The 26,737-nt window shown below is 40.0% G+C and carries 26 protein-coding genes; 8 read left to right on the top strand and 18 right to left on the bottom strand.

What is annotated here, in order from left to right:
• Positions 1 to 74 precede the first annotated feature (74 nt).
• The 6 genes from EGI32_RS15075 to EGI32_RS15100 form a co-directional block, all read right to left on the bottom strand.
• Positions 75 to 911: a hypothetical protein gene (locus EGI32_RS15075; RefSeq protein WP_255156187.1), complete on the bottom strand. Its 837-nt coding sequence runs from the start codon at positions 909 to 911 to the stop codon at positions 75 to 77.
• Between the two features lie 208 nt (positions 912 to 1,119).
• On the bottom strand, positions 1,120 to 1,839 hold the full coding sequence (locus EGI32_RS15080) for a response regulator transcription factor (protein WP_255156188.1): 720 nt from the start codon (positions 1,837 to 1,839) through the stop codon (positions 1,120 to 1,122).
• A 101-nt stretch (positions 1,840 to 1,940) separates the two neighbouring features.
• On the bottom strand, positions 1,941 to 2,738 hold the full coding sequence (locus EGI32_RS15085; protein WP_255156189.1) for an ion transporter: 798 nt from the start codon (positions 2,736 to 2,738) through the stop codon (positions 1,941 to 1,943).
• A gap of 21 nt (positions 2,739 to 2,759) precedes the next feature.
• Positions 2,760 to 2,999, bottom strand: coding sequence for a hypothetical protein (locus EGI32_RS15090; protein WP_255156190.1), 240 nt, complete (start codon positions 2,997 to 2,999; stop codon positions 2,760 to 2,762).
• A gap of 734 nt (positions 3,000 to 3,733) precedes the next feature.
• Entirely contained in the window at positions 3,734 to 5,251 is a 1,518-nt protein-coding gene (gene rmuC / locus EGI32_RS15095) for a DNA recombination protein RmuC (RefSeq protein WP_255156191.1), read from the bottom strand.
• Between the two features lie 86 nt (positions 5,252 to 5,337).
• The gene (locus tag EGI32_RS15100; protein ID WP_255156192.1) at positions 5,338 to 5,928 is read right to left on the bottom strand and encodes a DUF4352 domain-containing protein; all 591 of its coding nucleotides are present in this window, start codon (positions 5,926 to 5,928) and stop codon (positions 5,338 to 5,340) included.
• 466 nt (positions 5,929 to 6,394) lie between these two features.
• Here EGI32_RS15100 and EGI32_RS15105 point away from each other — a divergent pair, with 466 nt between their 5' ends.
• The 3 genes from EGI32_RS15105 (at position 6,395) to EGI32_RS15115 (ending at position 8,461) form a co-directional block, all read left to right on the top strand.
• Positions 6,395 to 7,048: a KilA-N domain-containing protein gene (locus EGI32_RS15105; RefSeq protein ID WP_255156210.1), complete on the top strand. Its 654-nt coding sequence runs from the start codon at positions 6,395 to 6,397 to the stop codon at positions 7,046 to 7,048.
• A 400-nt stretch (positions 7,049 to 7,448) separates the two neighbouring features.
• Positions 7,449 to 7,733 (top strand): hypothetical protein, encoded by a 285-nt coding sequence (locus tag EGI32_RS15110; RefSeq protein WP_255156193.1) that lies wholly within the window; start codon positions 7,449 to 7,451, stop codon positions 7,731 to 7,733.
• Complete coding sequence (locus EGI32_RS15115) at positions 7,730 to 8,461, top strand: DUF3800 domain-containing protein (protein WP_255156194.1); 732 nt, start codon at positions 7,730 to 7,732, stop codon at positions 8,459 to 8,461. Before EGI32_RS15110 ends, EGI32_RS15115 begins: the two co-directional genes overlap by 4 nt.
• 201 nt (positions 8,462 to 8,662) lie before the next feature.
• On the opposite strand, the gene EGI32_RS15120 is transcribed toward EGI32_RS15115, so the two are convergent.
• Positions 8,663 to 9,001, bottom strand: a complete 339-nt coding sequence (locus EGI32_RS15120; RefSeq protein WP_255156195.1) for a hypothetical protein — start codon at positions 8,999 to 9,001, stop codon at positions 8,663 to 8,665.
• A 140-nt stretch (positions 9,002 to 9,141) separates the two neighbouring features.
• On the opposite strand from EGI32_RS15120, the gene EGI32_RS15125 reads away from it, so the two are divergent.
• From EGI32_RS15125 to EGI32_RS15135, 3 genes are all read left to right on the top strand, one after another.
• Entirely contained in the window at positions 9,142 to 9,561 is a 420-nt protein-coding gene (locus tag EGI32_RS15125) for a helix-turn-helix transcriptional regulator (RefSeq protein ID WP_255156196.1), read from the top strand.
• 262 nt (positions 9,562 to 9,823) lie between these two features.
• Entirely contained in the window at positions 9,824 to 12,835 is a 3,012-nt protein-coding gene (locus EGI32_RS15130) for a class I SAM-dependent DNA methyltransferase (protein WP_255156197.1), read from the top strand.
• Entirely contained in the window at positions 12,835 to 13,530 is a 696-nt protein-coding gene (locus EGI32_RS15135; RefSeq protein ID WP_255156198.1) for a hypothetical protein, read from the top strand. Before EGI32_RS15130 ends, EGI32_RS15135 begins: the two co-directional genes overlap by 1 nt.
• A gap of 405 nt (positions 13,531 to 13,935) precedes the next feature.
• On the opposite strand, the gene EGI32_RS15140 is transcribed toward EGI32_RS15135, so the two are convergent.
• The 3 genes from EGI32_RS15140 to EGI32_RS15150 all read right to left on the bottom strand — a co-directional run bounded on the left by EGI32_RS15140 (position 13,936) and on the right by EGI32_RS15150 (position 17,147).
• On the bottom strand, positions 13,936 to 14,346 hold the full coding sequence (locus tag EGI32_RS15140; RefSeq protein WP_255156199.1) for a hypothetical protein: 411 nt from the start codon (positions 14,344 to 14,346) through the stop codon (positions 13,936 to 13,938).
• A 105-nt stretch (positions 14,347 to 14,451) separates the two neighbouring features.
• Positions 14,452 to 15,000: a hypothetical protein gene (locus EGI32_RS15145; RefSeq protein ID WP_255156200.1), complete on the bottom strand. Its 549-nt coding sequence runs from the start codon at positions 14,998 to 15,000 to the stop codon at positions 14,452 to 14,454.
• A 719-nt stretch (positions 15,001 to 15,719) separates the two neighbouring features.
• The gene (locus EGI32_RS15150) at positions 15,720 to 17,147 is read right to left on the bottom strand and encodes a serine hydrolase (RefSeq protein WP_255156201.1); all 1,428 of its coding nucleotides are present in this window, start codon (positions 17,145 to 17,147) and stop codon (positions 15,720 to 15,722) included.
• A gap of 481 nt (positions 17,148 to 17,628) precedes the next feature.
• On the opposite strand from EGI32_RS15150, the gene EGI32_RS15155 reads away from it, so the two are divergent.
• The gene (locus EGI32_RS15155) at positions 17,629 to 17,757 is read left to right on the top strand and encodes a winged helix-turn-helix transcriptional regulator (RefSeq protein ID WP_255156211.1); all 129 of its coding nucleotides are present in this window, start codon (positions 17,629 to 17,631) and stop codon (positions 17,755 to 17,757) included.
• Here EGI32_RS15155 and EGI32_RS15160 read toward each other — a convergent pair.
• Complete coding sequence (locus EGI32_RS15160; RefSeq protein ID WP_255156202.1) at positions 17,754 to 18,110, bottom strand: serine hydrolase; 357 nt, start codon at positions 18,108 to 18,110, stop codon at positions 17,754 to 17,756. The two genes, EGI32_RS15155 and EGI32_RS15160, sit on opposite strands and share 4 nt — an antisense overlap.
• Positions 18,111 to 18,185: 75 nt before the next feature.
• Between EGI32_RS15160 and EGI32_RS15165 the strand changes: the two genes are divergently transcribed.
• Positions 18,186 to 18,566, top strand: a complete 381-nt coding sequence (locus EGI32_RS15165; protein ID WP_255156203.1) for a hypothetical protein — start codon at positions 18,186 to 18,188, stop codon at positions 18,564 to 18,566.
• A gap of 209 nt (positions 18,567 to 18,775) precedes the next feature.
• Here EGI32_RS15165 and EGI32_RS15170 read toward each other — a convergent pair whose 3' ends face one another.
• From EGI32_RS15170 to EGI32_RS15200, 7 genes are all read right to left on the bottom strand, one after another.
• Positions 18,776 to 19,246: a hypothetical protein gene (locus tag EGI32_RS15170; RefSeq protein WP_255156204.1), complete on the bottom strand. Its 471-nt coding sequence runs from the start codon at positions 19,244 to 19,246 to the stop codon at positions 18,776 to 18,778.
• Positions 19,247 to 19,252: 6 nt separating this feature from the next.
• On the bottom strand, positions 19,253 to 20,641 hold the full coding sequence (locus EGI32_RS15175; protein ID WP_255156205.1) for a DUF3696 domain-containing protein: 1,389 nt from the start codon (positions 20,639 to 20,641) through the stop codon (positions 19,253 to 19,255).
• A 547-nt stretch (positions 20,642 to 21,188) separates the two neighbouring features.
• Positions 21,189 to 22,154 (bottom strand): hypothetical protein, encoded by a 966-nt coding sequence (locus tag EGI32_RS15180; protein ID WP_255156206.1) that lies wholly within the window; start codon positions 22,152 to 22,154, stop codon positions 21,189 to 21,191.
• 1 nt (position 22,155) lies between these two features.
• Positions 22,156 to 23,454 carry a hypothetical protein gene (locus EGI32_RS15185; RefSeq protein ID WP_255156207.1) on the bottom strand — a complete coding sequence of 433 codons (1,299 nt, stop codon included), beginning with the start codon at positions 23,452 to 23,454 and terminating at the stop codon, positions 22,156 to 22,158.
• Between the two features lie 132 nt (positions 23,455 to 23,586).
• Positions 23,587 to 24,234, bottom strand: a complete 648-nt coding sequence (locus tag EGI32_RS15190; protein ID WP_255156208.1) for a helix-turn-helix domain-containing protein — start codon at positions 24,232 to 24,234, stop codon at positions 23,587 to 23,589.
• A 6-nt stretch (positions 24,235 to 24,240) separates the two neighbouring features.
• The gene (locus EGI32_RS15195) at positions 24,241 to 25,908 is read right to left on the bottom strand and encodes an ATP-binding protein (protein ID WP_255156209.1); all 1,668 of its coding nucleotides are present in this window, start codon (positions 25,906 to 25,908) and stop codon (positions 24,241 to 24,243) included.
• A gap of 64 nt (positions 25,909 to 25,972) precedes the next feature.
• Positions 25,973 to 26,173, bottom strand: coding sequence for a hypothetical protein (locus tag EGI32_RS15200; RefSeq protein ID WP_255156109.1), 201 nt, complete (start codon positions 26,171 to 26,173; stop codon positions 25,973 to 25,975).
• Positions 26,174 to 26,737 lie beyond the last annotated feature (564 nt).

Here is a 26,737-nt window from a genome sequence, read left to right on the forward strand (position 1 = left end):
GCAAAAAAAAGCTACGCGGCCCGCACAGGCAGCACCGGGTTGTGCAGCAGCGAAGCCGCGTAGCATGGATGGGTTTAGCTTTTAGCCGGGTATTTTGCAGTAACCGTATCTATTTCCGTCCGGTATTCTTCAATACCGGAAGTGATCTGGTCGAGCGTAGATTTCAGGTTGTTGATCTTCAGTGTGGCGGCAGTGGAGCCATCACTGTCTGCAAGGGCCGTATCGTATTTATCCTGCACAGAAAGCTGGGTAGCAGAAAGCTTGGCTATCAGCTGTTCGTGCTGCTGCATATATTTTACATCCCCCTGGGTTTTTCCTTCCTGGAAGGAATAGATGAGTTTGTACGAAAAAAACGATTCGATGATAGAGTTGTTGTTGAAGAAACCTTTTTGCTGAAAGCTGGCGTCGAAGGCAAACAGGTGCAGCGTAAGGCCCGGGGCCAGCGACTGGCGCACGATGTTGTTGCTGTAAGAGGAAGTTGTTTTGGTGGTAAAGAGGCTCAGGATATCGGTAATGATTGATACCGCGGCTTTGGCTGCCAGGCCTTCAAAACCCAGCATGGCCGTTGCTACGTCGGGGAGGGGCGTCATATTGGTACCGGCCGGTACATCCGATCCTGCCGGTGTAGACGGATCTGCAGATTGACCGAGGATACCCACGGCAATGGCGTTCACCATTTTGGCCACGTTGTCCAGCGAAAATTCATCTACCTGCTGGTAGTTCTTATTGAGGCCATTGCCCAGTTCCTGCTGGTCCCAGTTGTTTTTGGTGTAAAAGCTATCAGTACCTGCGGTAAAGGCCGCAAGGTCGTTGGCTGCCGATGTCATCAGGTTGGCGGTGCACTGATCGAGGTAGGCGCTGAATTCGGTGTTTTGCGCTTTAAGATCTTTGATAGAGGCTGACTGTCCCATTGTTGTAAGTTTTAAAGTTTAAATATTGTTTTTGACAGATCAAAACAACAACAACCCAAAATTTTACAACAGCGCTATTATACTGGTTGTGAAAACAGGCTTTTTTACCTGGAAGGTTTCCCGCAGATGATTGCAGATGGATAACACGCACATATCCGCTGATAACCCTGCGTGTATTTATCTGCGATCATCTGCGGGAGAAAAAACATCATATATCCACTTCAAATAACCCATACCGTATGGCAAATACTACCAGCCCGGCGGTATTCTTGCAGCCCGTTTTCATCAATAAATTATTGCGGTGGCCATCTACCGTGCGTACGCTGATAAACAATTGCGCCGCAATTTCTGCATTGGTAAATTCTTTGCAAATGAGTTGTAATACCTCTTCTTCTCTTTCCGTTAGCTCAAAGGGGATATTATTAACGGTACGAAGGGTTTGATTTTTATAGGTGGCCGCTTTGCGCATGGCCTGCATGGTATTGAAATTAAAATAAAAGCCCGATCGCATAGTGGTGTTGATGGCGGCGATCAGTTCCTGTTTGTCGCAGTTCTTGGCCAGGTAGCCGCAGGCTCCGGCTTCTATCATACGGTATACCAGCCGTTCCTGCTCATACATCGATACCACGATGACCCTGATGGCCGGATATGTTTTTTGAAGAAGCGCATTCAATTCCATGCCGTTGGTATCGGGCAGTTTCATATCCATCAGCAGTATGTCGGGCAATGCAGGGCCTGCTGCCAGTTGCTCCAGGAGCTGCCGGCCGGTTTCGGCATTCTGCAACAATCGAAAACCCGGCACAGTACCAATGAGGGCTGCCAGCCCCTCGCGGAATAACTGCTGATCGTCTACTATGGCTATGCCCGTTGTTTCCATACCTGCTATTGAGTGCCCGCCGCCGGTGCATGTGAGCGAAGGGTTTGTCAAACCTAAAGGTTATTGATTTAAATAGCAAATGTATAAAGCGGGATATTTGCCTTTGGCAATTTTCTTTACGTATACATGCGCCACAGCAACGATCCTTCCTGTTAAATTTCCTTCCCGCAATGCGGACAGCAGTTCTTTTCTTTTCGCAGTTTTTTAAACTCATCGGAGAAGCCGGAGGCCAATATGCCCGCCGGCAACGCAAACATGCCGATGCCCAGTATAGAGATGCACGCGGTTAAAAATTTGCCTAACCCGGTGATCGGGTATTCGTCGCCGTAACCCACGGTAGTGAGGGTGGCCACGCTCCACCACATCGTTTCGGGGATGCTCGAAAATTTTTCGGGTTGTGCATCGTGCTCGGCGTAATACATCACGCAGGAGGCAATCACTATAAGGAACAGCGTGATCACAAAACTCAGTACCAGCTCTTCTTTTTTTGATTTAAACACATTGCTGATCACCCGCGAAGCATTGAGGTAACGGCCCAGCTTAAAGAACCTGAAAAAACGAAGCAGCCGCAGGCTTCTTACAAACCGCAGATCGCCCGGGCCCATTAATGGAAGATAAAAGGGCAGGATAGCCAGCAGGTCGATGATGGCGCCCGGTGACAGCATGTATTTTAACCGGCCTTTTACCGGATGTTTATATTTTTCTATACAAGTGCAGCACCATATGCGTAAGAGATATTCAATAGAAAAAAAGCCGACAGAAAATAATTCGATGATATAAAACACCTGCCGGTACGGCGTGTAAATGCTTTGTACCGTTTCGAGGATAACGGCGATGGTGTTGAGTAAAATAAGCCCTACGATAAAACTATTGATGGCTTTGTCGGCGGTGGTGCCGCCATCGGCGGGGTCGAGTAATAGATAGATCTGGCGTTTGTATTTGCGGTACATGATATATAGGATTGAGATATATTATTTATTGCTTCTTTTTTTGCACCAGCTGCAGAGTGTTCTTTTGTTACCCTTGATGGCTTCTTTTAAAGTGACGGAATACACACGGGTGGTACACTTGTTGAAGCCCTGGCAATCTTTATAAAGATGATATTTGTACGACCACGATCCCATACATAAATACACCTCGCCGGAAGTGGGCGGAGGGTTAGTAAGGCAGGCAGCCTGCAGGGCGAAAAGTAAAATGGGTAAAAATTTCATATGGGCATTTTTTAGCAGGGTCTGTCATTGCAGTAATCGTTGGGTACCCCGATGATCTTTTTTTAATCTGGGTGGCTTTTTTAATGCGGACCGGCTGGCGGGACGCCACGCCGGGGCGTTGTGATGGAGGAGCGTAGTGCATCAACCACGGCGAATAAATAACAATATTAAGAACTGACCGGTCCACCGAACTTCCCGCTTCGAAAGCCGCGGCGTGGCGTCCCCGCCTGCCGCGATAATCTATGGGCGCCGGTGTCTTACTAAAACATACGTCATCATCTAACTCAACTAAAATACTTCGAACGCCGTGGCGTGGCGTCCCCGCCTGCCGCGATAATCTATGGGCGCCGGTGTCTTACTAAAACATACGTCATCATCTAACTCAACTAAAATACTTCGAACGCCGTGGCGTGGCGTCCCCGCCTGCCACGATCCTCTGTTTTTAAATTTCGGCGGCTTTTTTAATGCTCACCGGCTGGCGGGGACGCCACGCCGGGGCGTTGTGATGGAGGAGCGTAGTGCATCAACCGCGGCGAATAAATAACAATATTAAGAACTGACCGGTCCACCGAACTTTCCGCTTCGAACGCCGCGGCGTGGCGTTGTGATGGAGGAGCGTAGTGTATCAACCACAGCGAATAAATAACAATATTAAGAACTGACCGGTCCACCGAACTTTCCGCTTCGAACGCCGCGGCGTGGCGTTGCGCGATCTGGCCGCGTTGTGCGATCGATCATTGGCCCGATCCGTTGATCAATTCCTCCGGCAGGTGCTTCTTCGTTTTCAGGCCCAGGTCCTTCAGCTTGGTAGCCTGCAACACCAGGTTATCATTTCCGCTGGTCAGCTGCTTGTAAGCATCGCCGTATTTGCTTTGGGCTTTATCCAAATGGGCGCCTACATCTTCCAGGTTGGCTACAAAGCCTACAAACTTATCGTACAGTTTAGCGCCACGTTCTGCAATCTCGTTGGCGTTGAGGTTTTGATATTCGCGTTTCCAGAGGTCGGCTATCAGCTTCAGCGAAGTGATGAGGTTGGTGGGGCTCAAGAGCAGGATGCGTTTGTCGTAGGCATAGTTCCACAGGTCCGGGTCTGCCTGCAGGGCGGCAATGTAGGCCGGCTCGCTGGGCACAAACAGCATCACAAAATCGAGGCTTTTGTTGTAGTCGTCGTAGCCTTTGGCGCTGAGCGTGCAGATATGCCTTTTGATGGAGCCCACGTGCTCGGCCAGTTCGCTCAGGCGGGTAGCTTCGTCGGGAGCATCCACGCAGCGGGCAAAAGCGTTGAGCGATACTTTGGAGTCGATGATCACGTGTCGGTTGTCGGGGTATTTGATGATGGCATCGGGGCGCATCTTTTTATCTTCGGAGTGGGAGCGCAGCGGGTTGCCCTGCTCATCGAGCAGCTGCTCTTCCATAAAGTATTCACGGCCCCTGGCAAGGCCCGAGCGCTCAAGTATATTTTCGAGGATCATTTCGCCCCAGCCGCCCTGGGTTTTCGATTCCGACTTTAAGGCACGGGTAAGGTTGTGCGCTTCTTCGCTGATCTTTTTGTTGAGCTCGGCCAGTTCTTTTACGCGTTCGCCGAGGGAGAACCGCTCTTTTGATTCTTTATCGTAGGTTTCTTCCACTTTGGTTTTAAACTCGGCAATGTTTTTACCCAGTGGTTCCAGTATGAGGTGGAGGTTGGCTTTGTTGAGTTCGGTAAATTTTTCGGTTTTGGTATCGAGGATGCGGTTGGCAATGTTTTCAAATTCGGTGTTGAATTTTTTATTGAGCGCTTCCATTTCTTCTTTCTGCGTGTTCAGCCTCTGCTGAAGTGCTTCGTTGTTGGCGGTTTGGGTGGCCAGTTGCCGATGAGAGGTGGAGAGGTCTTGTTTTAATGTTTGCAGTTCTTCTCTGAGGATATCGGCGTCTTTATTTTTATCCTGGGCCATTTGGTTGGCGGCACGTAGTTCGGCTTTTGCACCGGCCAGTAATGTGCTGGTTTCGGATAGCTGAAGCTGGTTTTCTTTGAGCGACTGTTGCAGGGTGGTCAACTCATTTGCCTTTGCCTGTAGTTGTTGCTCTGCGTTGCTCAGCTGCTGGGTGTGCGTGGCCCGGTAGCTGCTGAATTCTTTATCGAGCTCTGCGTATTGCTGTTGCAGCAGCGCTGTTTTCTTTTCATGTTCGCTGCGGCCGGTTGATTTGCCGAGCAGCCAGCCGAGGAGTGCGCCTGCTGCCAGGCCGATAATGAGGTAGATGATTGTTTCCATGCTGTAATATTAAAAAGATAAAAGGTTTTCGGAAGGAAAACCTTTTGGGGATAGGGTGCGGGTTAAAATCGGTTAAATTGAAAGTTCTATTTAAGGTCGCCCAAAAATATTTTTTCATCATCGCTTGCCCTGCCTGGCTTGTAATAGGCAGGCCCCTTAATTTCTGCCGGTAATTTGTAAACAAGTTTGGTAGTTTTTGATGTGAGCGGATTGATCTGGTCTAAGAACAATCCAAATCCTTCTGCCGCTACTACTTCCGATTTGTCAAACTCGTAGTCTTTTCCATTATAATTTATAAAGACAGAACCGTCCATTAACATCCGGCTTTCGTTGTCGATGTTTTTGAAAGTAGCAGTCATGATTAAAAATTGATTTCCCGGTTCTGCTGCTACATCCGAGTATTCGTTTCCTGTATTAACTTTTTTTGTGAGATCGGCTTTGGAAATAGTTACTTCAAAATATTCTGTTTTTAAAGGCTGTCCAATGCCGATAGCGGGAGTAGTGGCTGTAGCAGTTTCTGAAGATGAATTGCCTGCAGAAGATGTGTTATTGGTGTTGCTGTTTTTGTCTTTGTCTAATTGCGAACCGATAAGTCCGAGTACAAATAAAACAACCACTCCAATAAGGATCTTTTTTCCGGTCGACATTTTCTTTTTCGATGTTTGTGAGGGTTCCATTTTTTATAGTTTTGGATGAGGGGAATAATTTGCATTCAAAACTAATACGTAGATATTTTGTTTTCTTACGGCAAACCGTAAGGGGTTATATGGTTAATGCGTGGGGGTTAAATAGGGGTTTATAACCCAACATAAATTGACGGCAAGGTGGTTTTGTATCCAACAAAGTAAACCTGTATTTAACCGGCAGCACATGGTAACTTACATTTATATTGATGGATAATTTTTGTAATTTCCTGTTTGTGAAAAAAACAGGAAATGATTAAAGAAATGGAGAAGTTTATTGAGCAAAGTAAATGAGACTATATGGCAAAAAATAAGAAAATACAGGTTGATGGCAAGGAGATAACTATACTTTTTGACAATGAAAAGAGTATATATCACTTACTGATATGCTTAAAGCCAAAGACGGAGAGTTTTTATTTCCGATTGGCTGCGAAACAGAAACACTGTTGAATATCTTGGGATATGGGAAACGGTTTATAACCCCGCTTTTAATTATGGCGAATTTGCCATAATTAAAAGTCAGGCAGGGTTGAACAATTACAAATTAAGTGTAAAGGAGTGGGTTGAAAAAACTAACGCAATCGGGCTGAAAGCTACGGCAGGACGATATGGCGGCACTTACGCCCATCCCGACATTGCCTTTGAATTTGGAATGTGGATAAGCCCCCAGTTTAAGATTTATCTCATAAAAGAGTTTCAACGACTGAAAAATGATGAAAGCAACCGGCTGCAGTTGGAGTGGAACCTGCAAAGGACAATTTCAAAAATCAATTATCAGATACACACTGATGCCATTAAAGAAAACCTGGTACCACAGGCAATTACGAAGCAGCAGGCAGGTTATGTATATGCCAACGAAGCTGATCTGCTAAACGTTGCCCTTTTTGGAATTACAGCAAAAGAATGGCGGGACGTTAATCCCGGAAAAACCGGAAATATAAGGGACTATGCAACTTTGGAGCAGCTGGTAGTATTAAGCAATATAGAAAGCATTAATGCATTACTTATAAAACATGGATTGTCGCAACAAGAAAGGTTGACCCAGCTCAATCAGGTGGCCATTACTCAAATGAGATCGCTGGTGGAAAATAAAGCAATGAAAAAGCTGAAGTAGCAGCTTCCTTAAAAGCAAAAAGGAAGTACCCGCTCCCAGACCTTCTGCCCCCAATCAGTCCTTTTATATAAAGGTACTGCGGTGAGGTATGTACGCTGGTTTTTTGGAAGCTTCACCTGATTTACCTTACGGAAAACCGTTTTCTATAACGGGCATTTCTCCCGTATTTTGCGCAATAATTTTTTGTACCTTCCCCGTCCATTAAACTTAAAAATTTCCGTATGTCTCCCGATACCAACACCTCCCGTACCATACACGAAGGACGAAATTAAGAGGCATTATCTCTAAGCTAGCCCAATAGCTTTTTAAAATTAAATATTATAAAATGTCAAATACTATTGGCTCATTCGTGAAACAAGCTATTGAAGAGTTAAACCAGTCTATGCCGTAAGGATGGGAATTGGAACATAACATACAATTTGAAATAACAGTAACTACAACAGAATCGACCGAAGGAAAGCTTGATATTAAACTCTTTTCCGCCGGAGCAAATACAAAAGGCGAAGCCGTTCAAAAAATGAATTTCAGTATTAATCATAAAGTCCGTGCGGGAGAAGCTGAAGCAAACCAATATGAAGCACTTTCAAAAGGAATGATCGCTATACTTAAACCTTTGCAGGATATAGGTAATCAGAATTCACCAAATACAATTCCACTCCCAGATAGCGAAGTAAAAAGCAAATGAAATATTTTTTATTCCTTGACGAAAGTGGCGATCACGGCCTTGCAAAATTTGACCCGGATTTTCCGGTTTTTTTGCTTTGCGGTGTACTCATAAAAGAAGATGAATATGAAATTATCCGGCAAAATATTAATAATCTAAAGCATTCCATTTGGGACAATAAAGAAGTTATTATTCATTCAAGGGATATCCGGAAATGCGAAAAGGAGTTTCAAAAATTATTTAACCTTGAGTTAAAGAAAATTTTCTACGAAGAAATAAATACAATCGTTGCTACTTCAAATTACAATATCATAGCATCAGCTATCCAAAAAGAAAAATTTGTACAAAAATTCGGGAAACTGCAAGATGATATTTATGAAATTGCTTTATCGTTTGTTATTGAACAGGCAATCGTTGCTTTACAAAAGATCAACCCTCAATCTGAATTGGCAATTATTATAGAACGAAGAGGCAAAAAAGAGGACAAACAATTGGACGATCATTTTCAAAAAATTCAGGGCGCAGGTACAGGGATTCTTTCAGCTGAACAGATAAAACCGTTCAATCTGTCTTTTACATTCAGGAACAAGAAAGAGAATATTAACGGCTTACAACTGGCAGACCTGGTAGCTTATCCTATTGCGAGATATATTATAGAGCCAAACAGGGCAAACCCTGCATTTGAGGTGTTTGAAAGTAAGATTTTCAAAGCGGGTGGTGAGGTTGAAGGAGTGAGGATATACCCTTAAAAGCAAAAAGTCAAGATTTGACTCTTGACCTTTTACCGACCGGGGACACCCCAATCCAAATATTTGATACAAATGTACAACTTTTTAGAAACTTTTATAACTTTTTAGAAACCTTCGGGCTAACTCATTGTTAATCAAATGCACCTATTTATAAAATATTATACAAGTTTCTAAAATCGCTGGTTAGTTGACTTATGGCTATCACGCAAAGGTTTCAAGTTTACTAAAATCCGTTCTAAAATGTTCCAACAGTTCTTCGGTAAACCTGCCTATGTATAAGCCTTTTGTATACTCATTGGGAACAGATGTGTTATACCAATTAACTGTAAAAACCAAACGTGCCGGAGAAGTTGAAACAGAGGGCTCTAATAAAGCTTTCTTGTACCATTGTCCGCCAGCCGGAGTATGAGTTAGAAATTCGCCCTCAGCTTCTTTAACTACTAACCAGGTTTTTATTTTCTCTTCGTGTATAAGTTTTTTTATCTTAAGCCAAAGCTTTTCAGGCGTGGTAGTCACTACCGTGTGAACTTCTATTTTCATTTTATTGAGTTTATTGATTCCTGAAAGTAATGAGTTGAGAACATTAAACTTTACGGGAAACCGTTTTCTGCCAACGGGTATTTTACACGTACTTTGAGAAATAATTTTTAGTAACTTTCGGGTTAACTTAAAACTTCCCCATGTCCGGTACCAATACTCATCGCACCATACACGAAGGCCGCAATGTAAAACGCTTCAGAGAAATGCTCGGCATCAAGCAGGAAGCCCTTGCACTGGAGCTGGGTGATGATTGGACCCAGAAAAGGATATCGCTGCTGGAGCAGAAGGAAAGCATCGATGCCAGGCTGCTGCAGGAAATATCTGCCGTGCTGAAGATACCGGTGGAGGCGTTTCAGAATTTTGATGAGGAGCAGGCGGTGAATATTATTGCAAGCACTTTTCACGATAGTGCCGTTGCTAATAATTTTACCGAAGGCGCACAAGCGAACTTTCATTGTACATTCAATCCCATTGATAAGATGGTTGAATTGTATGAGCGAATGTTACAGCAGCAAAGGGAGATGATAGATAAACTTGAGAAACTTATCGAAAAGAAATAATTTTTTAGAAGGCGAGCGCTGTGTATGTTCTACTATTGCTTATCAGGCGGTCCTATGATTTACATATCTTGCGCTTATACCCAAGGGAGGGGCCAGTAGGAGAGTTAAATATACTTTTTTAATCGTGCAAAAAACAAGAAATTCATATCTACCAATTCTCTTTTATTTCATTACTTTGTGCTAAAAATATTAGCGATTAAATTTTCAATCCATTATTTTATGAAATATGAAATAATAATGTTTTATGGATTAAATAAATAGAATGGCGGAAACTAAAGATATAATTTTTAAGGGGGCATTGGAAAAGTTGGGGATGAGTGATAAATCATCCTCTGGTATTCGGTTTGTTACTGATAGAATTAAAGAAAAAGATCCTGATTTATACCTTGCTTTAGAATCGGCAAATGCCTTTGGGGCCAAAGCCGTTTATTTTAGGTTTTACAATGACGATCGTCCACCGCGACCTCAAATTTATATTTACGATAATTCCGACTTTATAGCAGATAATATTACCAGTGCAGACATTCATCACAAACTTTGGAATGCAGGAATAGTTCCATTTTGCTTCATTTTCAATATTAGGGAAATACTGGTTTATAATTGCGCAAAAAAGCCAAAGTGGGGTGATGATGGCGAAGAGTTTACGACACTACCCCACGATGTAATTGGTCTGCTCAGCGAGGTAAATAATAAATTAACAGAATACAATGTTCGTCAATTTGATTCCGGCTTATTTTGGGATTCAATTCCTGCTAAAGATTTTAAGTATGAAGATGGAGCTTACGAACAGTTATTAACTCAACTAAAAAAAGTCAAGGAAAATATCATCTCTTGTGTGGGTAAAGATAAAGCTGCACTTGTAAAGAGAGTCTTAATGATGCTTATACTAATTAAGTATCTGGAAGAGCGTAAAGATGAAGATGGTAATGGCGCATTGAATCCTAATGATTTTTACAAAGCGTTTAGCCCTAAAAATCCTTCTCTTGAGGGGGTTCTTACTAATGCTGATATTTTTATTAAAGTATTAAATGAACTTTCAAGTAAAGAACATTTTAACGGACAAATTTTTTCTTTGAGTAAAGAAGAGTGTGTTACACTGAAAAAAATCGACCTTACTTTATTCCAACACTTCGTAAAAGGAGATGTATCTATTTTTTCAAAAGTCAACCAAGGTATTGGTCAAATGAGTTTGTGGCGCCTATATCAGTTTAATTATCTTCCGATAGAACTAATAAGCCATATCTACGAAGATTTTTTGGCGGATGAAAATGGACAAAAAAAGAAGGGTGTAGTATATACACCCCCTTACTTGGTTCAGTTTCTTATTGACCAATGTATGCCCTTAAAAAAAGCCAAGGAAAACTTTAAAGTTATAGATCCTGCTTGTGGTTCCGGGATCTTTCTCGTCGGAGCTTTCAAAAGAATGATTCAATGGTGGAGAGTTAAAAACAACTGGCAAAAGCCTAAGAAAGAAAATATTGAAGCATTAAAGCAATTACTACAAAATAATATTTATGGATGCGATTTAGAAGATGAAGCGGTTACTTTATCCTATTTTAGCCTTGGCCTTGCATTATTAGATGCATTGTCGCCAAAGGAGATTTGGCGAAATGTACATTTTGACAATTTGGTTGGCACCAATCTTTTTCAAGGTGATTTCTTCAAAACTTTGGATGAAAACAAGCTAAGTATTGACTTTGATCTTGTTATCGGAAATCCACCTTTTAATTCGGTGTTTACAGAATGGGCGGATATTGTAAACAGAAAAGAAAAAGAAAGCAACCTTCTGCGTCCAGATATACCAGATAATCAAATTGCTTTGTTATTCTTAGAACAATCATTCAAATTATTAAGTACAGGTGGTAAATGTTGCCTGGTGCTACCATCAGGCCCTGTTTTATATAATACAAATGCACACAACTTTAGAAAGCACCTTTTTGAAACTTACTATTTTAAAGGGTTATATGACTTTACCCCATTAAGGGCAAAGCTCTTTATTGGTAGTAGTTCAAGCGCTAAGCCAGCAGTAGTTTCAGTATTCGCTGAAAAAGCCAAGCCGGAAAATAGAGTTATTCATCATTACATTTTTAGAAGAACAAAGGCCTCGGGTGAAAAGATTGATTTTGAAATTGATCACTACGATATTCATAATGTAACGCATAAGACGGCTATTGCCAAAGCTAACGTTTGGCAGGCAAATTTTATGGGTGGTGGGCGATTGCATCAACTAATGAGTAAGGTTTCTGAAGAAAAAACCTTAGGGCTATATTTAGACGACATGGTTGAAAATAATGGATGGAAAGTGGGGGAAGGGTGGATTGAATCATTAGAAGCAAAACCGATAGCTCGAATACAAAACTTGCTAAAAAAAGAGGTTCGATCAGTCAAAGAAAATAATGAGTTGGCTTTCTTACAAAAAAAACATAAAGCTCCTTGGATTACAGGTCATAATTACATTGAAACTGAAAAGTTCACGGAAAGTGGTATTGGATCCATAAAGAAATGTGACAAAGAATATTTTTATAGATCAGCCAAGAAGAATAAAGAAATCTTTCAGCCACCTCATCTTTTGATAAAGGAAAGCGTAACAGGTAAAAAAATTCCAATTGTTTTAAGTAAAGAATACCTAACTTTTAAAGACAAAGTACTGGGCATTCATGGACCTAAAAAAGACTTAGAACTGTTACTGAAACTGGAAAAATGCTTAAAAAGTGATACCTGTGTACCGCTAATGTGGCTGCTTAGCGGACAAGTGCTAACATCCAGAGAGGGGGTGCCACTAAAAGGAGATATTCTAAACTTACCGTATCCTCAAACTAATTTTGACGAAATTGAGAAAAAACTACTTGCCGATATCCTTAATTACTATTCAGATTTTCGAAAAGTTGGCGAAAAAAGTGTCGTTTTTAAACCTATAAATGCAACGGATCTTGAAACGTTTGGAAAACTATATTGCAGAGTGCTCAACTCCGTGTATAAAGACTTCAAACCACTTGCGCCAATAATTAGCAATGAATTTATTGCCTATCCATTCGTACTAGGTGATATTTCCGAACTAGATATTCCGGCTTCGATTGAAGGTGTTGAGGCTCAATTAGGAGGCTTAATTAATACAAAACAAGGATACAACCTTTGGGTTAAACGAATTATAAAGGTTTACCACAAGAATATCATTTTTTTATATAAACCTAATCAAAAAAGATACTGGCTTCCTTCCATTGCTGTTAGAGATGCGGACGAAACATTTGTTGACTTATATAAACAAGGCAAGTAATGGGAGAAAAAACGAATAACATCTTTGGAACGCTTAGCAGTGCCCCCGACAATGCTATAGTCAACACTATTTACGGCTATATCTCCTTCATTTTATCTGGCTTTAGCGCTAAGAATGATGAAAATGAAAATGCTATAACTAATCGTTTATGTAAAACATTAAGTTTTAAAAAGCCATCAGAATATCCATTCTATTTTCATCACCAGAATATAGAAAACGAAAAAGAAAACACCTCTACAGACTTTGCTGTCTTTGGCACTTACGCTTATGCGCAGGAAAATGATAATGAAGATTCGCCCTCACTTATTAAGTTTGAAGCAAAGCGATTGAATTCTTCTTTACCGGCAATAAGAGAAAAGGAATATGTTTGCGGGCAGTATATAGGCGGCAAATGTGTGAAAAATTCCGGTGGTATTGAACGGTTTAAAAATGGGAGGCACGGCAAAGATGTGATAAATGCGGGAATTATAGGCTATGTTCAAACAGATTCTCCAACGCACTGGCTTGCAAAAGTAAATGAATGGATAAAAGAACAAGTTAAAAGCCCAAGTGATACAAGGTTAAAATGGATGAATCACGACAACCTGATCCGCAGTACTCTAAAAGGTAATATTTCCGAGTATTTATCTTCATCTTCCAGAATATTTGGAGATACAATTCAGGTTAGACATTTTTGGATAGATATTTCGAAATAACTTTTTGTTTTTGAATAAGTGCATTTCCAAATAACAAAACTATTTCATCATATAATAATCCCCCTCTTCCTCACGACCCTTTCATTACCCTCCCATGGCCCCCTACACGGGCATCGCCATTTCCATCCCACATTCTGATCGCATCAATTTTTAGGGCGTTATTTTACTAAACTGAACTATATACTGAAACATTTTTCAAACAGTACCATCCACACCAGCCCCAAATAAAAAGCCCCCGCCGCCCGATACAACGATCGAACAAACGGGAGCTTTCTATTTACTAAATGTTTACCCCTTCACAGCACTTTTGTTACAGGTATTACCCTGGTGCTGCATAAGAAGATGGCATTTGTTGACCTTTGAATCGTAGTTGGCCGAAATACCAGTACGACGGCCGGCAGACAGCTACAATTGCGCTTTCCGTGCCGTTACAGCAGCTATCAACGCATCTGCCTCCACTATGCTCCTTTCGAGGCAGTTGATCTGGAAGGCCTGCTCGAGCAATGCCATGGTGCTATAGTTGGCAAGGCGCAGGTTGAGCGTGTACAATTTGCTCTGCAGCGTACGCAGCTTGTTTTCATACGACTTTTTAAGGTCACCTTCGGGCAGGGAGGCAATCGCCGGGGCGATAGCGTTTATCTCGGCTTCGGTGCCGATGATGTCGGTTTCTATCTTTGGCGTGTTTTCTCCTGCCGTTTCGTATTTTCTTTCCGTCTGGATCTTTTTTACTTCCAGATCTTGTTTTTCCTTGGCGGTTTCCGCCAGTTTTTGGTCACAGTCTGCTATTGTGGTTAGCAGTTCTACTTGATATAACATGGTTGTAGATTTAAAAATTAAAAAATAAAATTCCGTCTGGCGTGCAGGGCCGTCGCCCCACCTGCCGTGGAAACCGTCGTTTCCGGTTTGGCAACCTTCGCATCGTCATGTGTTGGTTGCCAGGTATTGTGATATCACTTTTGCTTCGGCCAAAAGCAACTCTTTTTTTATCCGGAGCTCAAGACGTACTGCCTCGTTGCTCCGGTTCATTTTGTTCAGTTTGTCTTTTCGTTTCGCTTCCAGCAGGTAGGCTTCTGCACTTCCGGGAGCCAGTACCGGCGATAGTGCTTCAATATTCATCAGTATGCTGCTGGCATGCCGGTAGGTTTCTTCATAATTCCGGATCGTTTCATCCATTTTGATCAGCTTCAAGGTGGTATCTACATACTGCCGGTGCAATCGTTTTTTCAGTTTTTGCATTTCCTCGTCAGACTTGTTCTGTACCGGTACCATTTTTCGTGCAGTTGGTGCACCATTCCCCTTGGTCAGGTGGATCAGTTCGAAGATCCTTATCTCGGCATCTATCGGCAGGCTCCGTCTGCCACTCACTACCATCGAAGCCATGCTGCGGCTTATATTGAGCAGGGTAGCAAGCTCGGAATGGCTGAGGTCGTAATCCTCCATAAATTTTCTGCTGGCTGCTATGCTATTCATTTGCTGCTTTTTTGTGTGACAGTTTCTATTTCCATTTTCAAACCACTCACAATTTGTGGCAACTTCAAAAGCCTTTTTCAATCACTCACAAATTGTGAGTGGTTCATCATGGGTTCCCCCGCCTGTCACAGTTTTTTCGCTTTTTATTTTAATCCTTTTGATGTGTTCGATGAGTTGTTGCGAACCGTTATTTCCTTTCTGAGAACAAAGGAACAAAATCGCGGAATGCCAGACCAGTTGACCAACCGGTTGGCCAACCCCCATTGGTGTTGAGGGTGAGGGGGTTAGGAGGGAAAATAATTTGAAAATATTTTTTGGGGCGGAAAAAAGACTGTTTTGCAGGTTGGTTTGAGGCCCCGGTCAGGAAGGACAGAAGTGATTAATATGGACCTAAAGAAAAGGAGGAGGTGGTGGTTAAACGGGCAGGATGAATGCTTTACCCCGCAGGCCTGGAGAAAAGGAGGGTAGCGTAAAACCTCACGCCTTGGTTCGTGGCACATGAACTGAAATCAGAATGGTTCGTGTGCCACGAACCAAGGCAATAGGATGAGTTTGATAAAAAGCGATAAGGGGCATTTAGGCCGCGGCTGACGGATAGCTCTAAGAGAAATTTGTTATTTAAAGTGGAAACACCACATAGAGTTACTCTGTCAGCCTGATTTTGTCGAAGGCTGGTATAGAAGTAATCCGCATCGCGAGGGCAGGAAAATAAAAAATTATTATTTACCTATTATTTTCCCGATTTTATCTATCATCGCTTCTGCATTACCCTTGCTTCCACCAAGATCTATTGCTGTTTTATAACTATCTAATGCTAAGTCATATTGTTTAGCTGTAAAATAGGCCTCTCCTAAACTATCGAATAGATTTGCATCTTTAGGAAACTCTTTTGTAGCCAATTTGAATATTGTTATTGATTCATTGATTTTTCCAAGTCTTAATAATTCATATCCCAATTTATTCAGCTCGTTTGGGTTGCCGAAGCTGTATTCTTTTTCATAATTTTCTTTGAGTAAATAATAGCTCTCAATAGCTTTATTTACGTTGTTGAGCGCTTCTTTTCTTAGTTCCTGGTAAATGGATTTTTTCGGAATTTCATAATTTTTTCCCGACATTAAGTTGTGAATGGCATATCCCAGATCCCAAACCCTATTCAGATTATTGGATAATAGAATTATCGTAATATCATTTTTAAAATCGTTCAAAAAAATGGATTCAAATTTATACGATACTCCATTATGCCTCTGGAGTTCATCTTTTTCAAAATATCTGCCAAGTGATCCGCCTTCGTCAATTGCATATGGATTTTTTAAAATAGTTTGAAAAGATTCTTTGGAAATTAATCGATTAGAATTCATCGCTTCAATCCATTTATATAGATCATTTATGTCTACCCAAAGCCATCCACTAATAAACTGCATTTCCGGGCAGCGGGTATTGTCAAGATCATAACACGACGTACGATTTTTAGTGCCAAATTTTGGATCAAATACTGAATTTGTCATTTTCAAAGGCTTCGTTATATTTTTAGTGACAAATTCCTGGTATGATTCACCAGTTACCTTTTCAATTATTCGTCTTTGCAAAAAGACATTACTATTATCATACCTGTAACCGGTGCCTGGTTCAAAAAGTAAGGTATCAGTGTTTCTCAAGATCTTCCAGGCCTCCTCGTCATTTTTGGGTGTTGACGGGTCGATTCGCGGAATACCACTCGCATAATTAATAAGCTGCCTTATGGTAACTTTTTCCGACCATTTGGGTAATCCTAAATTAAACCTGGATATCGTATCATCAAGATGAAGGCGGCCACGTTCAACTAAGATCATGATGGCAACAGCATTAAATTCCTTTGCTATGGAGCCAATGTTGAATATTGATCTTTTGTTTAAAGCAGTTTGTCTCGTTTCATCTGTAAACCCAAATGATCTTTGATAAATAATTCTATTATTCTTAGCTATCAGCACATTTCCATTGAATAAACTTCTTTCATAAGCTTTTGTCATTAAAGAATCAATTTCATCGACATACACTGATCCTAATTTCGGTTTACCTCTTTTTGCTTCCGTAGCAAACTGGATATTTTGCTCTTGAGAAAATACATTTGTTGAGAAAAGAAAAAGAAAGATGGCAATTATATTTTTCATGTACTATTTTTTGAATTTTATGACAAGTGTTGGTGTAAAATCACGTACTACTCAAAGTATTTACGAGATGTAAGGTTAAATGTTACAGCAATGCGGCTATTTCGTTTCAAAAAAGCTACAATTGAAATAAATTCGAAAAGGAATGCTCATCATCAAAGCAAAAAGCCGAAGCATTATACTTCAGCCCTTTGCCGACACCTGCTATCGGCAGTCATATTGGTTTTACACGATCTTCAAATATTGGATCAACCCATCTTTAAATTCATAATGATTAGTCATTACCAACGGGCTTCCGGGAAACGTACCTGATACGTCAGTTTTTAAGGTATGTTCAATTTCTGACCAGGCGAGGGGTTTCATTAACGCCCGGTATTTTTTGTTGGCTTCGTCTATCCAGTTTTTTATGGCTGTTTTTCCGGTGTGCGTTTTTCCTTAGTCGAACACTATGGCGGTGTCGGTAAAACAATTGGAATAGGCTTCGCTGTATAGTTTAACGAAGTTTGGCAAAACGCTGATCCCTGTGATTGCTACATTGGGAAATTGGGCGGATGAGAATGAGGGGCGGTTGAGGGAGGTTATTTTGAAGCGGTTGCAGGGGGCGGAAATTTAAGGAGTGGATGAATTCGCCATCGCCTGTTGTGCTTTTACAGCATTCACCCAACGCTCATAAACAGGATACCACACACGGTCGCCATTTGAGCCATTGCAAAGCACTACCAAACCACTGTTTGTGGGTAAGTGCAAAAAGAGGGCAGCACTCCATCCGATATTTTCTCCGGTATGCCCCATCGTTCGAAACCCGTCGTAATTCATGAACCGATATCCCAGGCCACTTTCTCCCTCGCTGGAAGAGGGCAGTACAGGTTGTTCCATTAATTGTATCGTTCCTGGTTTCAACACTTTATTTAATTGCTTGCGGTCGGCGGTGATGGATAGTTCGGCAAAGCGGGCTAAGTCCAGCACTGATTCAGAGATATTGTTATTAACTATATATCAACTGCTGACCCAAATATTGAAAACCCTGACTTATTTCTGGATTTGGTCAACGCACTTGATGAGAAAGCAATTTTTATTCTTACTTGTCATCAAAAGTTTGATAAAGCATATTATGAACGAAGACGCAAAATTGATCAACTTGAATCGGACAAAGTTTTTCAAAAAAATATTTATGGAATTGATATGGAAACCAATAGGATTATAGCCGCTCTTGAAAGACAGAACTACGGACTCACTCAATATCGAAAAGCCGATTATTACGGACTAACGCAAAATCAATTCTTGTACTACAAACAAATCTTATTTTCCCGAGGATTATTCCATGATGAAGGTTTGGGTAATTTAAACGTCACCCCATTTGACCTCATGGTAGTAACTGAACTGGGATATAAGTTTCTTCAGTTTATTAGGGCGGAAAATTGAAAATACGCTGGTGCTGATATTTCTCAGAAGTACTAATGTTTGGAAGGAATTTTAGGCAACCCCATGCTAAGCACGAATTATTTTTACCAATTAACCTCTCATAGTCTGATAACAATTGGCCTGATTGAGTGAGATAGGATTATTAAATTGGCTGATGTTACAAGGTCTAGGCGGCTTCTATAAAAAAATGTTGACTTTATTTTTTATTTTTATATTTCATCTGCATCGATAGTTTTAACACCGAAGGTTTCTAATAGATGTTTTCGCTTTTTATAATTGAAATCTTCTTGGTCATGTGTTACCAGAGTTTTTGAATCTGATAAATATGCAACCTTTAAAAATGTTTTGTCTCTCGGTTTTTTATGCGATATACATTGATTCACTCGTCTTGTAATTAATGCTGGAACTGTTGACAAAGTAAGTTCTTTCGTTCTCCTTGATGAAAAAAGTTTGACCAGAAGAGAATATGCAAGCATTCCGTTCTTAATGTGCTTTCGGTACTCTGCACCAATAAGACTTTTGTTTGAATCATCCCACGTAAACCCTTTATCAACACAAAGCAATTCTGTTGAGTTGCTTAAATAGTTTAATAAATTAATTGAGTCTTGGTGCATTGCTTCCTTCCTATCACTAGCATGCATCAAGACATTAGTGTCAACAACAATGTCTATTAATGGCATACTGGCTTAATTTTTTAGTTTAGCTTGTTGGTTTGCTAATGATATGGACTCTCTTAAAGTATCTTCAAAAAAATCTGAAGGCCAATCTTTAAAATCGATATGCCCATCGCTTTCTATAGGAATTTCTTTTATGGCAGATTGACCATTTTTCTTTTCTACAAAGTACAAGGCAACATCGTTATTAGAAATAACTTTTTGGGCAATTAATTTTCTTAGTCTTAATAACAAATATTCACTATGTGTTTCAATTATAGCCCGTTGTTTTTGATTTACCATAAAAGCAAATAAGTCAGCAAGCTCACATTGTAATCGTGGATTTAAATGAATTTCTGGTTGCTCCGCAATTGTCAGACTTCCTTTAGGTGAGACTAAAGCTTGTATAATTAATGGTAATAATTGAGAAGCACCAAAACCTGCATTTGCGATACTTGTATATATGTCACTCCCGTCATTACGAAACCGAATCGAATATGTATTACCATATAGATGCTTCAATTCTAACCAATCGCCGAATTCAAATCTTTTAATCCACTCATCAACTTTCGGATGACGTCCTTTATTTCCGAAATAACGTTTCATCAAATTAGCCATGTTTTCCCCTTTTGGCCCAACTGTGTTTAAGCTTTCGTTACTGATTTCGTAAATTCTATGAGGATGTTCTCTAACCGGACCTATATAACTTAATTCGCCGATATAGCGCATCACTCTGGAATAATTGTACGAAAGAGCATCAATTACTTCCTCAAATTCAACTGTAAATCTTTTTTTTCTTTTTACAGGTGTTTCATCGGGTGTTTCTTTTGACTTCTTCCTAAAGAAATTGGAAAGAATAGAATCAGGACTGAAAACAAAATTTAGAGGGCTACAATTTGCAATCGCATCAATTTCTTCAGCATTCATTTTACTACTTGCAAGTGGACCCGAAAATTCGTATTTCTTTTTCTCCTTCAATGTAAAACTGAAAAACTCTTGAAAATAAGTATCGTAAATTGATTCTTTTTTAACTCGAATTTCACCGTCTTCTTTTTTTCCATAGACACCTAATGTTACTTCAATTCCACCAGGAGGATAATTCCCTACTTTCTCAATTTTTTCATCCGTCTCATGTATATGATATTTAAAACCAAAACTTATATTCTTTCCTAAATTATAATCGTTTACAAGTTCTTGAATGTTTCCACCGTCATATACACCACCTTTTGTAATTAATGCTGAATTTGAATCTCTTGATGCAAGGGTTTGATTCATTAATAAAAATGGAGCTAAGAAACTCGTTTTTCCTGTATTATTTGAGCCTAAGAGAATTGTCAATGGTTTTATTTTAATCCATTTCGAATCTTTGAAGCCTTTGAAGTTTTTCCATCTAACTTCATAATAATTTTGATGTCTGTCCATTTTTATATTTTTAAGTTATTAGAGGATTGCAGACGACTTAGATATTTACGATGACAAAGGTCGCAAACCCTATTCATATTTTGTATCAACCTGATGGTCAGTTCAATCATATAAATATCCAAAAACTGAAATGCTGCCTCTCAAATACTAAATTTGTCTTTGTTGAAAATGAAATAATTCTCAGTGAAGGACATAAGGCTACGGTACAGCAATACTACCAATTTCATTTCATAAAAGCAAGCTTTCCGAAAACCTACTTTTTCCTCTGAAACTGTTACAATCTAGTAATCTAATTAATTTTAATAACAATACCGGCATGCTCTTCTGTGCTTTTCCGCTACTGTCGAAATATCTACGGCTTCAATATCAGTAGTGCATCTTTTCAAGCCCTGGCAATGGTTGGTGCGGTGGTAGACTTTGGATTGAGGGCCATTGCAGAGGTAAACGGTGCTATTATTTGAACAACCGAAAAAACCCAGGACAATCATGAAAAGGAATTTCTTCATTAGAATCAATAAATTTTTATTCTAAAAAATTCTTTATTCTTTTAATAGGACAAAAAGTCTGCAATATGTTTTTCAGTATAAACGGGCTGTCCGGTTGGCCATAAAGCAAATTTCCCAACGCCCATTTCATTTAACCATTTCGTCCAGTATTTTTTCAGGATATCTACATCAACCGGACTTTCTAATGGAGGGGATAATTCCAGTACCAATATCTCAATGTTTTTAAGGTTATCATTCACTTTAATCAGACCATAGTTTTTTTGATCAAATTCGTTTTCCAATAAGTTTCGGTTTCGGAATCTTTTAAAGTGTTCAAATGACTTCTCAATATAGGAATACCGGTTTCCTTTATTGTATTTTTCATTCTCATCATAAACATAACCATCGGTTAAAATAACCAGGATATTTCGGAATACAGAAGTATCTTCCATACAATTATTTACTTCATCTTTCATAAAGCGAAAGATATTTGAACCGGGGTATTTACCATTTTTAGTTGCCAGGTCATAAATTTTATTTAGACCGCTTGAGAACCCGACGTCCAGATTTTGATAAAGGACTTTGTTTTTTTTTGCCGCCTCGCCAGAGTTGCCTGCCTGGCACGAAACATTCAGGTCCTTTGCTATCCTGGCAATCTCAGCATCGTTAGGCTCCGGATAAAAGAATACTTTTATTTTAGCTTGAGTTTTAAAGACATTAAAGGCAGCCACATTATTTTTAAATGCCTGGCATAAAACCATAATGGCGGAAATGTCTCTTTGCTTTTGAGCGGGTTGTTTCGGATTTACTTTTAGATCAATTCTGTCTGATAAATCAAGTAAAATATTGATGTTTAATTGCTTCTTTTTTTCGCTCGCCAATTGGTTGCTTTCATCTTCTAATGTTGAAATTTGAAGAGAGGTATCAGGTATTGCTGACATCCCATCAGAGTCCCTTATTTTATCAACATGATTGCAACTTGTGAGAAAGGCCAGAAAGCTATAAGTTAATAATATAAATAGTTTCATATTAAACACTTTGGATTTGGTTATTATTAACTTGAACGAAGTTTTTAGTAACATTACTTAGTTCGCTGCGCAACAGATTCTTTTTTTCTTCTGTGGTAAGTAAGCCTCCTTCAACATATTGGAACCAACCGCTCGAAAATTGATAGACAATGTGTTCAAAGTCTTTCGCTCTGAAAAAAGTAGCTTCCAGATCTTTTTCGGTCGCTTTAATTTCCTTTTCAGCTTCAGACATTTTAGAATTAAGCTCATCAACTTTACCCTGATGCACTTTCAATTCTTTTTCAATTTCTTTTATTTCACCCTCACGGATTTTAATTTGAACCTTTACGACATCAAATTTTTCATATTCTGCCATTAATTTATCAAAAAGAAGACCCCAGATTAAATAGGTCACGAATCCGGCAAAAATTATCAACCAGAAATTTATGTCGTGGACAGCCTGGCTAAAACTATATGGCAGACGATTATTATCTATAATCATAATTGTTTCCAGGTCATATACTTTTTTTACTATTTCGTAAGCAATTATATAATCCAGACCGAAGGTGATAATTATAAGACATGCAAGTGAAAGATATTTCCATCTTGTCTTTTGCTCGTTGAACTTATGTATCAAATATCCGAGAGCCAGAAAAATAAATGGCATGGAAACAACTAATACAAAAGCTGGAATACCTGCGTAAAAAGCCTTTGTGAGGGCTGTAGCATCAAAAATGGAATTTGCGACATTTATATCATCTGGTTTAAATTCTCTGAAAAATGCGGAATATGAAGCTGATGTATAAAATATCCATAAATAGACGGTAAGAAGAATTCCTATGAGAATGCCGAATCCAAAAGAAATTTTATTTGGTTTTTCCTTTTGATATAATGAAGGGTCCCTCCGAATGCTACCTATTTCAGCCTTAAGATCTTTAATTCTGTTGGTGAATGTTGGAATGGTGTCATTCTTAATCTGATCAATTTTAATTTTGAAACTTTCGATGTCTATTTTTAAGGAATCGATTTTTTTTCGAAATGGTACTTTTAATCTTTCCTGTTCAACCTCATCTCTTCTTAATTTATCTTTAAAAGTTTCGAAAATTTTATTTAGTTCTATTTCAAGTGAGATGGGATTTGCTCCATGATTTTTGGACTGAAAAAACCCGTATTTTTTATAGGTATATTGCCCTTCATATCTGGATCCTTCCGCAGAGGCAGTTTTAGACGATTCACCATCAACTGTCGGTATTTCATTTGAAGCTGTAGCATCGGTGTCCTCTTTCGGCCTGCCGTTTGCATTTAAGAAATTTAGATCCATAGTTTTGAAGTTTTGAATTGTATTTGCTTTCATTCAAAACTAACAACCAGTTCAACCGAATTCTTACGGGAAACCGTAAACAGTTCAGAATTCTTAAAACATGCAAAAACTTAATTATTAACAATAGGCATCCTACAACAACCCTGCATCCTTCAACTTCAGCACCAGCTGCTCATTCTTCAAAAAACCAAATTCATCCCGAAGCTTCTTCAGTGTTTTTTCAATAGTGCTGGCACTGCATTCGAGTTGGTCTGAAATTTCTTTCTGGCGATGCCCTTCGGCGAGTAGCCGGATGATGCTGATATCAAAGTCGGTAAATTCGTAGGCTTTGGTTTGCTTCAGGAGCAGGGAAGTTTCACGGGAGTAATAACGGTCGCCTTTGGTGATCGCTTCAAAAGCAAGTTTAAGTTCTTTCACATCATGGCGGGCTTTGCGTACAAAGCCATCGATGTGCATTTCATCATACAGTGATTTTATTTTCGCCGGTTTGTTTTCCGAAGAAAATACGATGACCCTGATATCCGGCTGCACTTCCCTGGCGGCCTTTATCAGTTCAAAACCATCTTTGATTGTTTGAGATGTTCCGTCGTCATCGAAGTAGAGGTCGGTGATGAGCACTTCATACGGCTTGTCGGCATTTTTGGCTACTTTGATCCTGTTGAGTGCGTCATCGCAATAATAAAAATAATCGCTTTGCAGGATGCGGAGGTCTTCCATCACTTTTTGTACGGATAGGTTGGAGCTTTCGTGGTCTTCGGCGATAATAACTTTTTCAATCATGATTTTTTAAGATTGGGTAGGAAAATCGATGGCAACGGATGCGCCGCCTTTGTCATTTTTTCCAAAAGTAACTTTCCCGTTCAGGGAATTAATACGGCTAACCGTATTTTTCAACCCTTTTCCCCAACCGGTTTCGGTAGCAGGAAAACCAACTCCATCATCTTTATAATGAATATAGGCGGTGCCATCCTGCTTTTTAAACTGTACCACCACATTTTTTGCACCGCTGTGTTTTTTCATGTTTACCATCAATTCTTTGAGCACCAGCTGCAGCTCCTGCTTTTGAACCGGGGAGATATTGCTCCAGAATTCCGGTTGGTTACCTACGATGAATATACTGGTATCGTCATTGGAAAAAGCGTTGAGCAGTTCATGGATCTGCGCATCATAGGATTTATCGTTGTTGTGAGAGGATGTATCTTCATGAGAGATGTTGCGCGACTTTTCATACAGGTCTTCGATCTTGTTGATGAGGGGTTCTTTGTCGATGGTAGTTTTATGCTCGAGCTCGTTCATGATGCCGTAAAGGCCGTTGGCGACTACGTCGTGCACTTTTTGGGAGGTTTTTAGTTTGGAGTTGCGGATGGCATTCTCAGAGTCTTGTTTGATCCTCTTTTTGCGTTTATCGTTCCAGAACATAATTCCTGCAATCACGATCACTGCACCGATTATTAATGAATATATCCAAACCCATTGATTGGAAACGGATCTTTTTAACTCTTTGTTCTCAGCTGTGCTTTTTTCAAGATCGTATCTTCTTAAAGCAAATCGAATTTTTGATGTATCTCTTGATAACTGAAAACTGTCATTGAGTTTTTTATAACGTTTGTGCCAATGATCTTTAGCTTCGGAAGAGTTATTGAAACTTACAAGCTTATCAACCGCATCCAGGAGGTCGTCAAAGCTTTTGGTGGTGGTTGCCTGAGAGTAGAGTTTTTCAGCATACCATAAAGCGGAATCGCGATTTGATTTTGTATAATATTCAGAAAGGTGAGCGTAGCTGGCATTTAATCCTAAAATATTTTTATCATCACGTCGAATTTTCAGAGCCTGCCAAAACTCCGGCAGCGCATAATAGCCAGTATCCCGCAACCATTTAGTTTTAGCCTTGTTATCAATTGTTCTTGCCAAGAGGCCCGCATCTGCAGGCTTAAGGGAAAGTATTGAATCATAAATGGAAATAGCCGTATTATAAACTTTCTTTTTCTGGAACGAAGTGGCTTTTCCGTTCATAATTTCCATTATGTAATCCTTTCCTTTGAAGTATGGTATTGCCTTGTCATAATACTCAATTGCTTTGTCATATTCGATGGAATTATACTTAACATTACCTAATAACGTGTAGGTATAGCCCAATTCGACACGATGATTTTCATTATTTGTATCTAATGTTCTAAGTGCATTTACAAGGTTTTCTTCAGCACCATATAGATCTCCAAATTGCCATTGTATCTCACCCATAAATTTGTATGCTGAGCCTTTTTTTAATGTATCGTCGGCATTATTAACATAGCGGTTGAAATAATAGAAGGCAGAATCAAAATTATCATAATACCAATAGTTATAACCGCGGTCGTAATCTGTGTACTTATCCGCCTTTCTTTGTGAAAAGCAGCTAGAGCTCATAAAGATTGAGAGGATTATAATAAACAAGAATGGGCAGGATGATTTCATGAAATTTGATTTTCCTTAAATATAAAAAGAAAGGCAGAGATTACTCTGCCTTTCTTTGGAGGAATTAATTCCCGCCACCTCCTGGAGGAGGGGGTGGGGGTGGTGGAACAGGTGGTTTTGGAGTGCCACCTAGCTCTCCTCCGGTATCCCCGTTGGTGGTTACTGTGCCGCCAACATGTATCAGGTTACAGTTGCCGTGATTTTGCAATGTGTGGGTCGGGTTAGGGCATAAGAGTCCTGCCAACCATATAATGATCTCTATCATTTTTCGTGATTTTAATTGTTAAGGAAATAGTTTGGCCTGCCAGGTTCGCGGGCCTGGTGCGGCAGTTTTTGTAAGTAGCGCTCCTTACATTTTGGCGGGAAGAAAGAGTGTCGGTAGCGGGGTGGGTTAACAACTTCCCTTGCTGGCTAACTTTGCCGCTACCTTCACACTCAGCAGATCAATCAGTTTTTTTATTTTGTTACCGATCGATCACAATGTAAACATACCATCGGCTAACAGCCTGGGTAGCATGTTATTCCGAAGATTCCTATCATTCCGAAGATTCCGGTTTTCCGTATCCTGAAATTCCGGCTTGAAGTATTTTTACAGGGAAACAATTCCAATAATTCCAATAATTGTATATTTAGTCTGAAGCAACTTTACTTATGCCCCTGGATTTTGCCGATTATACCAAACTGCTGAAACGAACTTATTATAAGAGGCGTGCAGACAACGAACTCTCGTTGTTATTGGCTCAATCTACCCCAGCCAAGATCAGGCAGGCATGTTTGCATGTGTATAAAGAGCGGTTTGAAAAACAAGATCTGCAGGCGCTGAAGAAAG

The organism is Ferruginibacter sp. HRS2-29 (assembly GCF_024343615.1).
Taxonomy (GTDB): Bacteria; Bacteroidota; Bacteroidia; order Chitinophagales; family Chitinophagaceae; genus Ferruginibacter.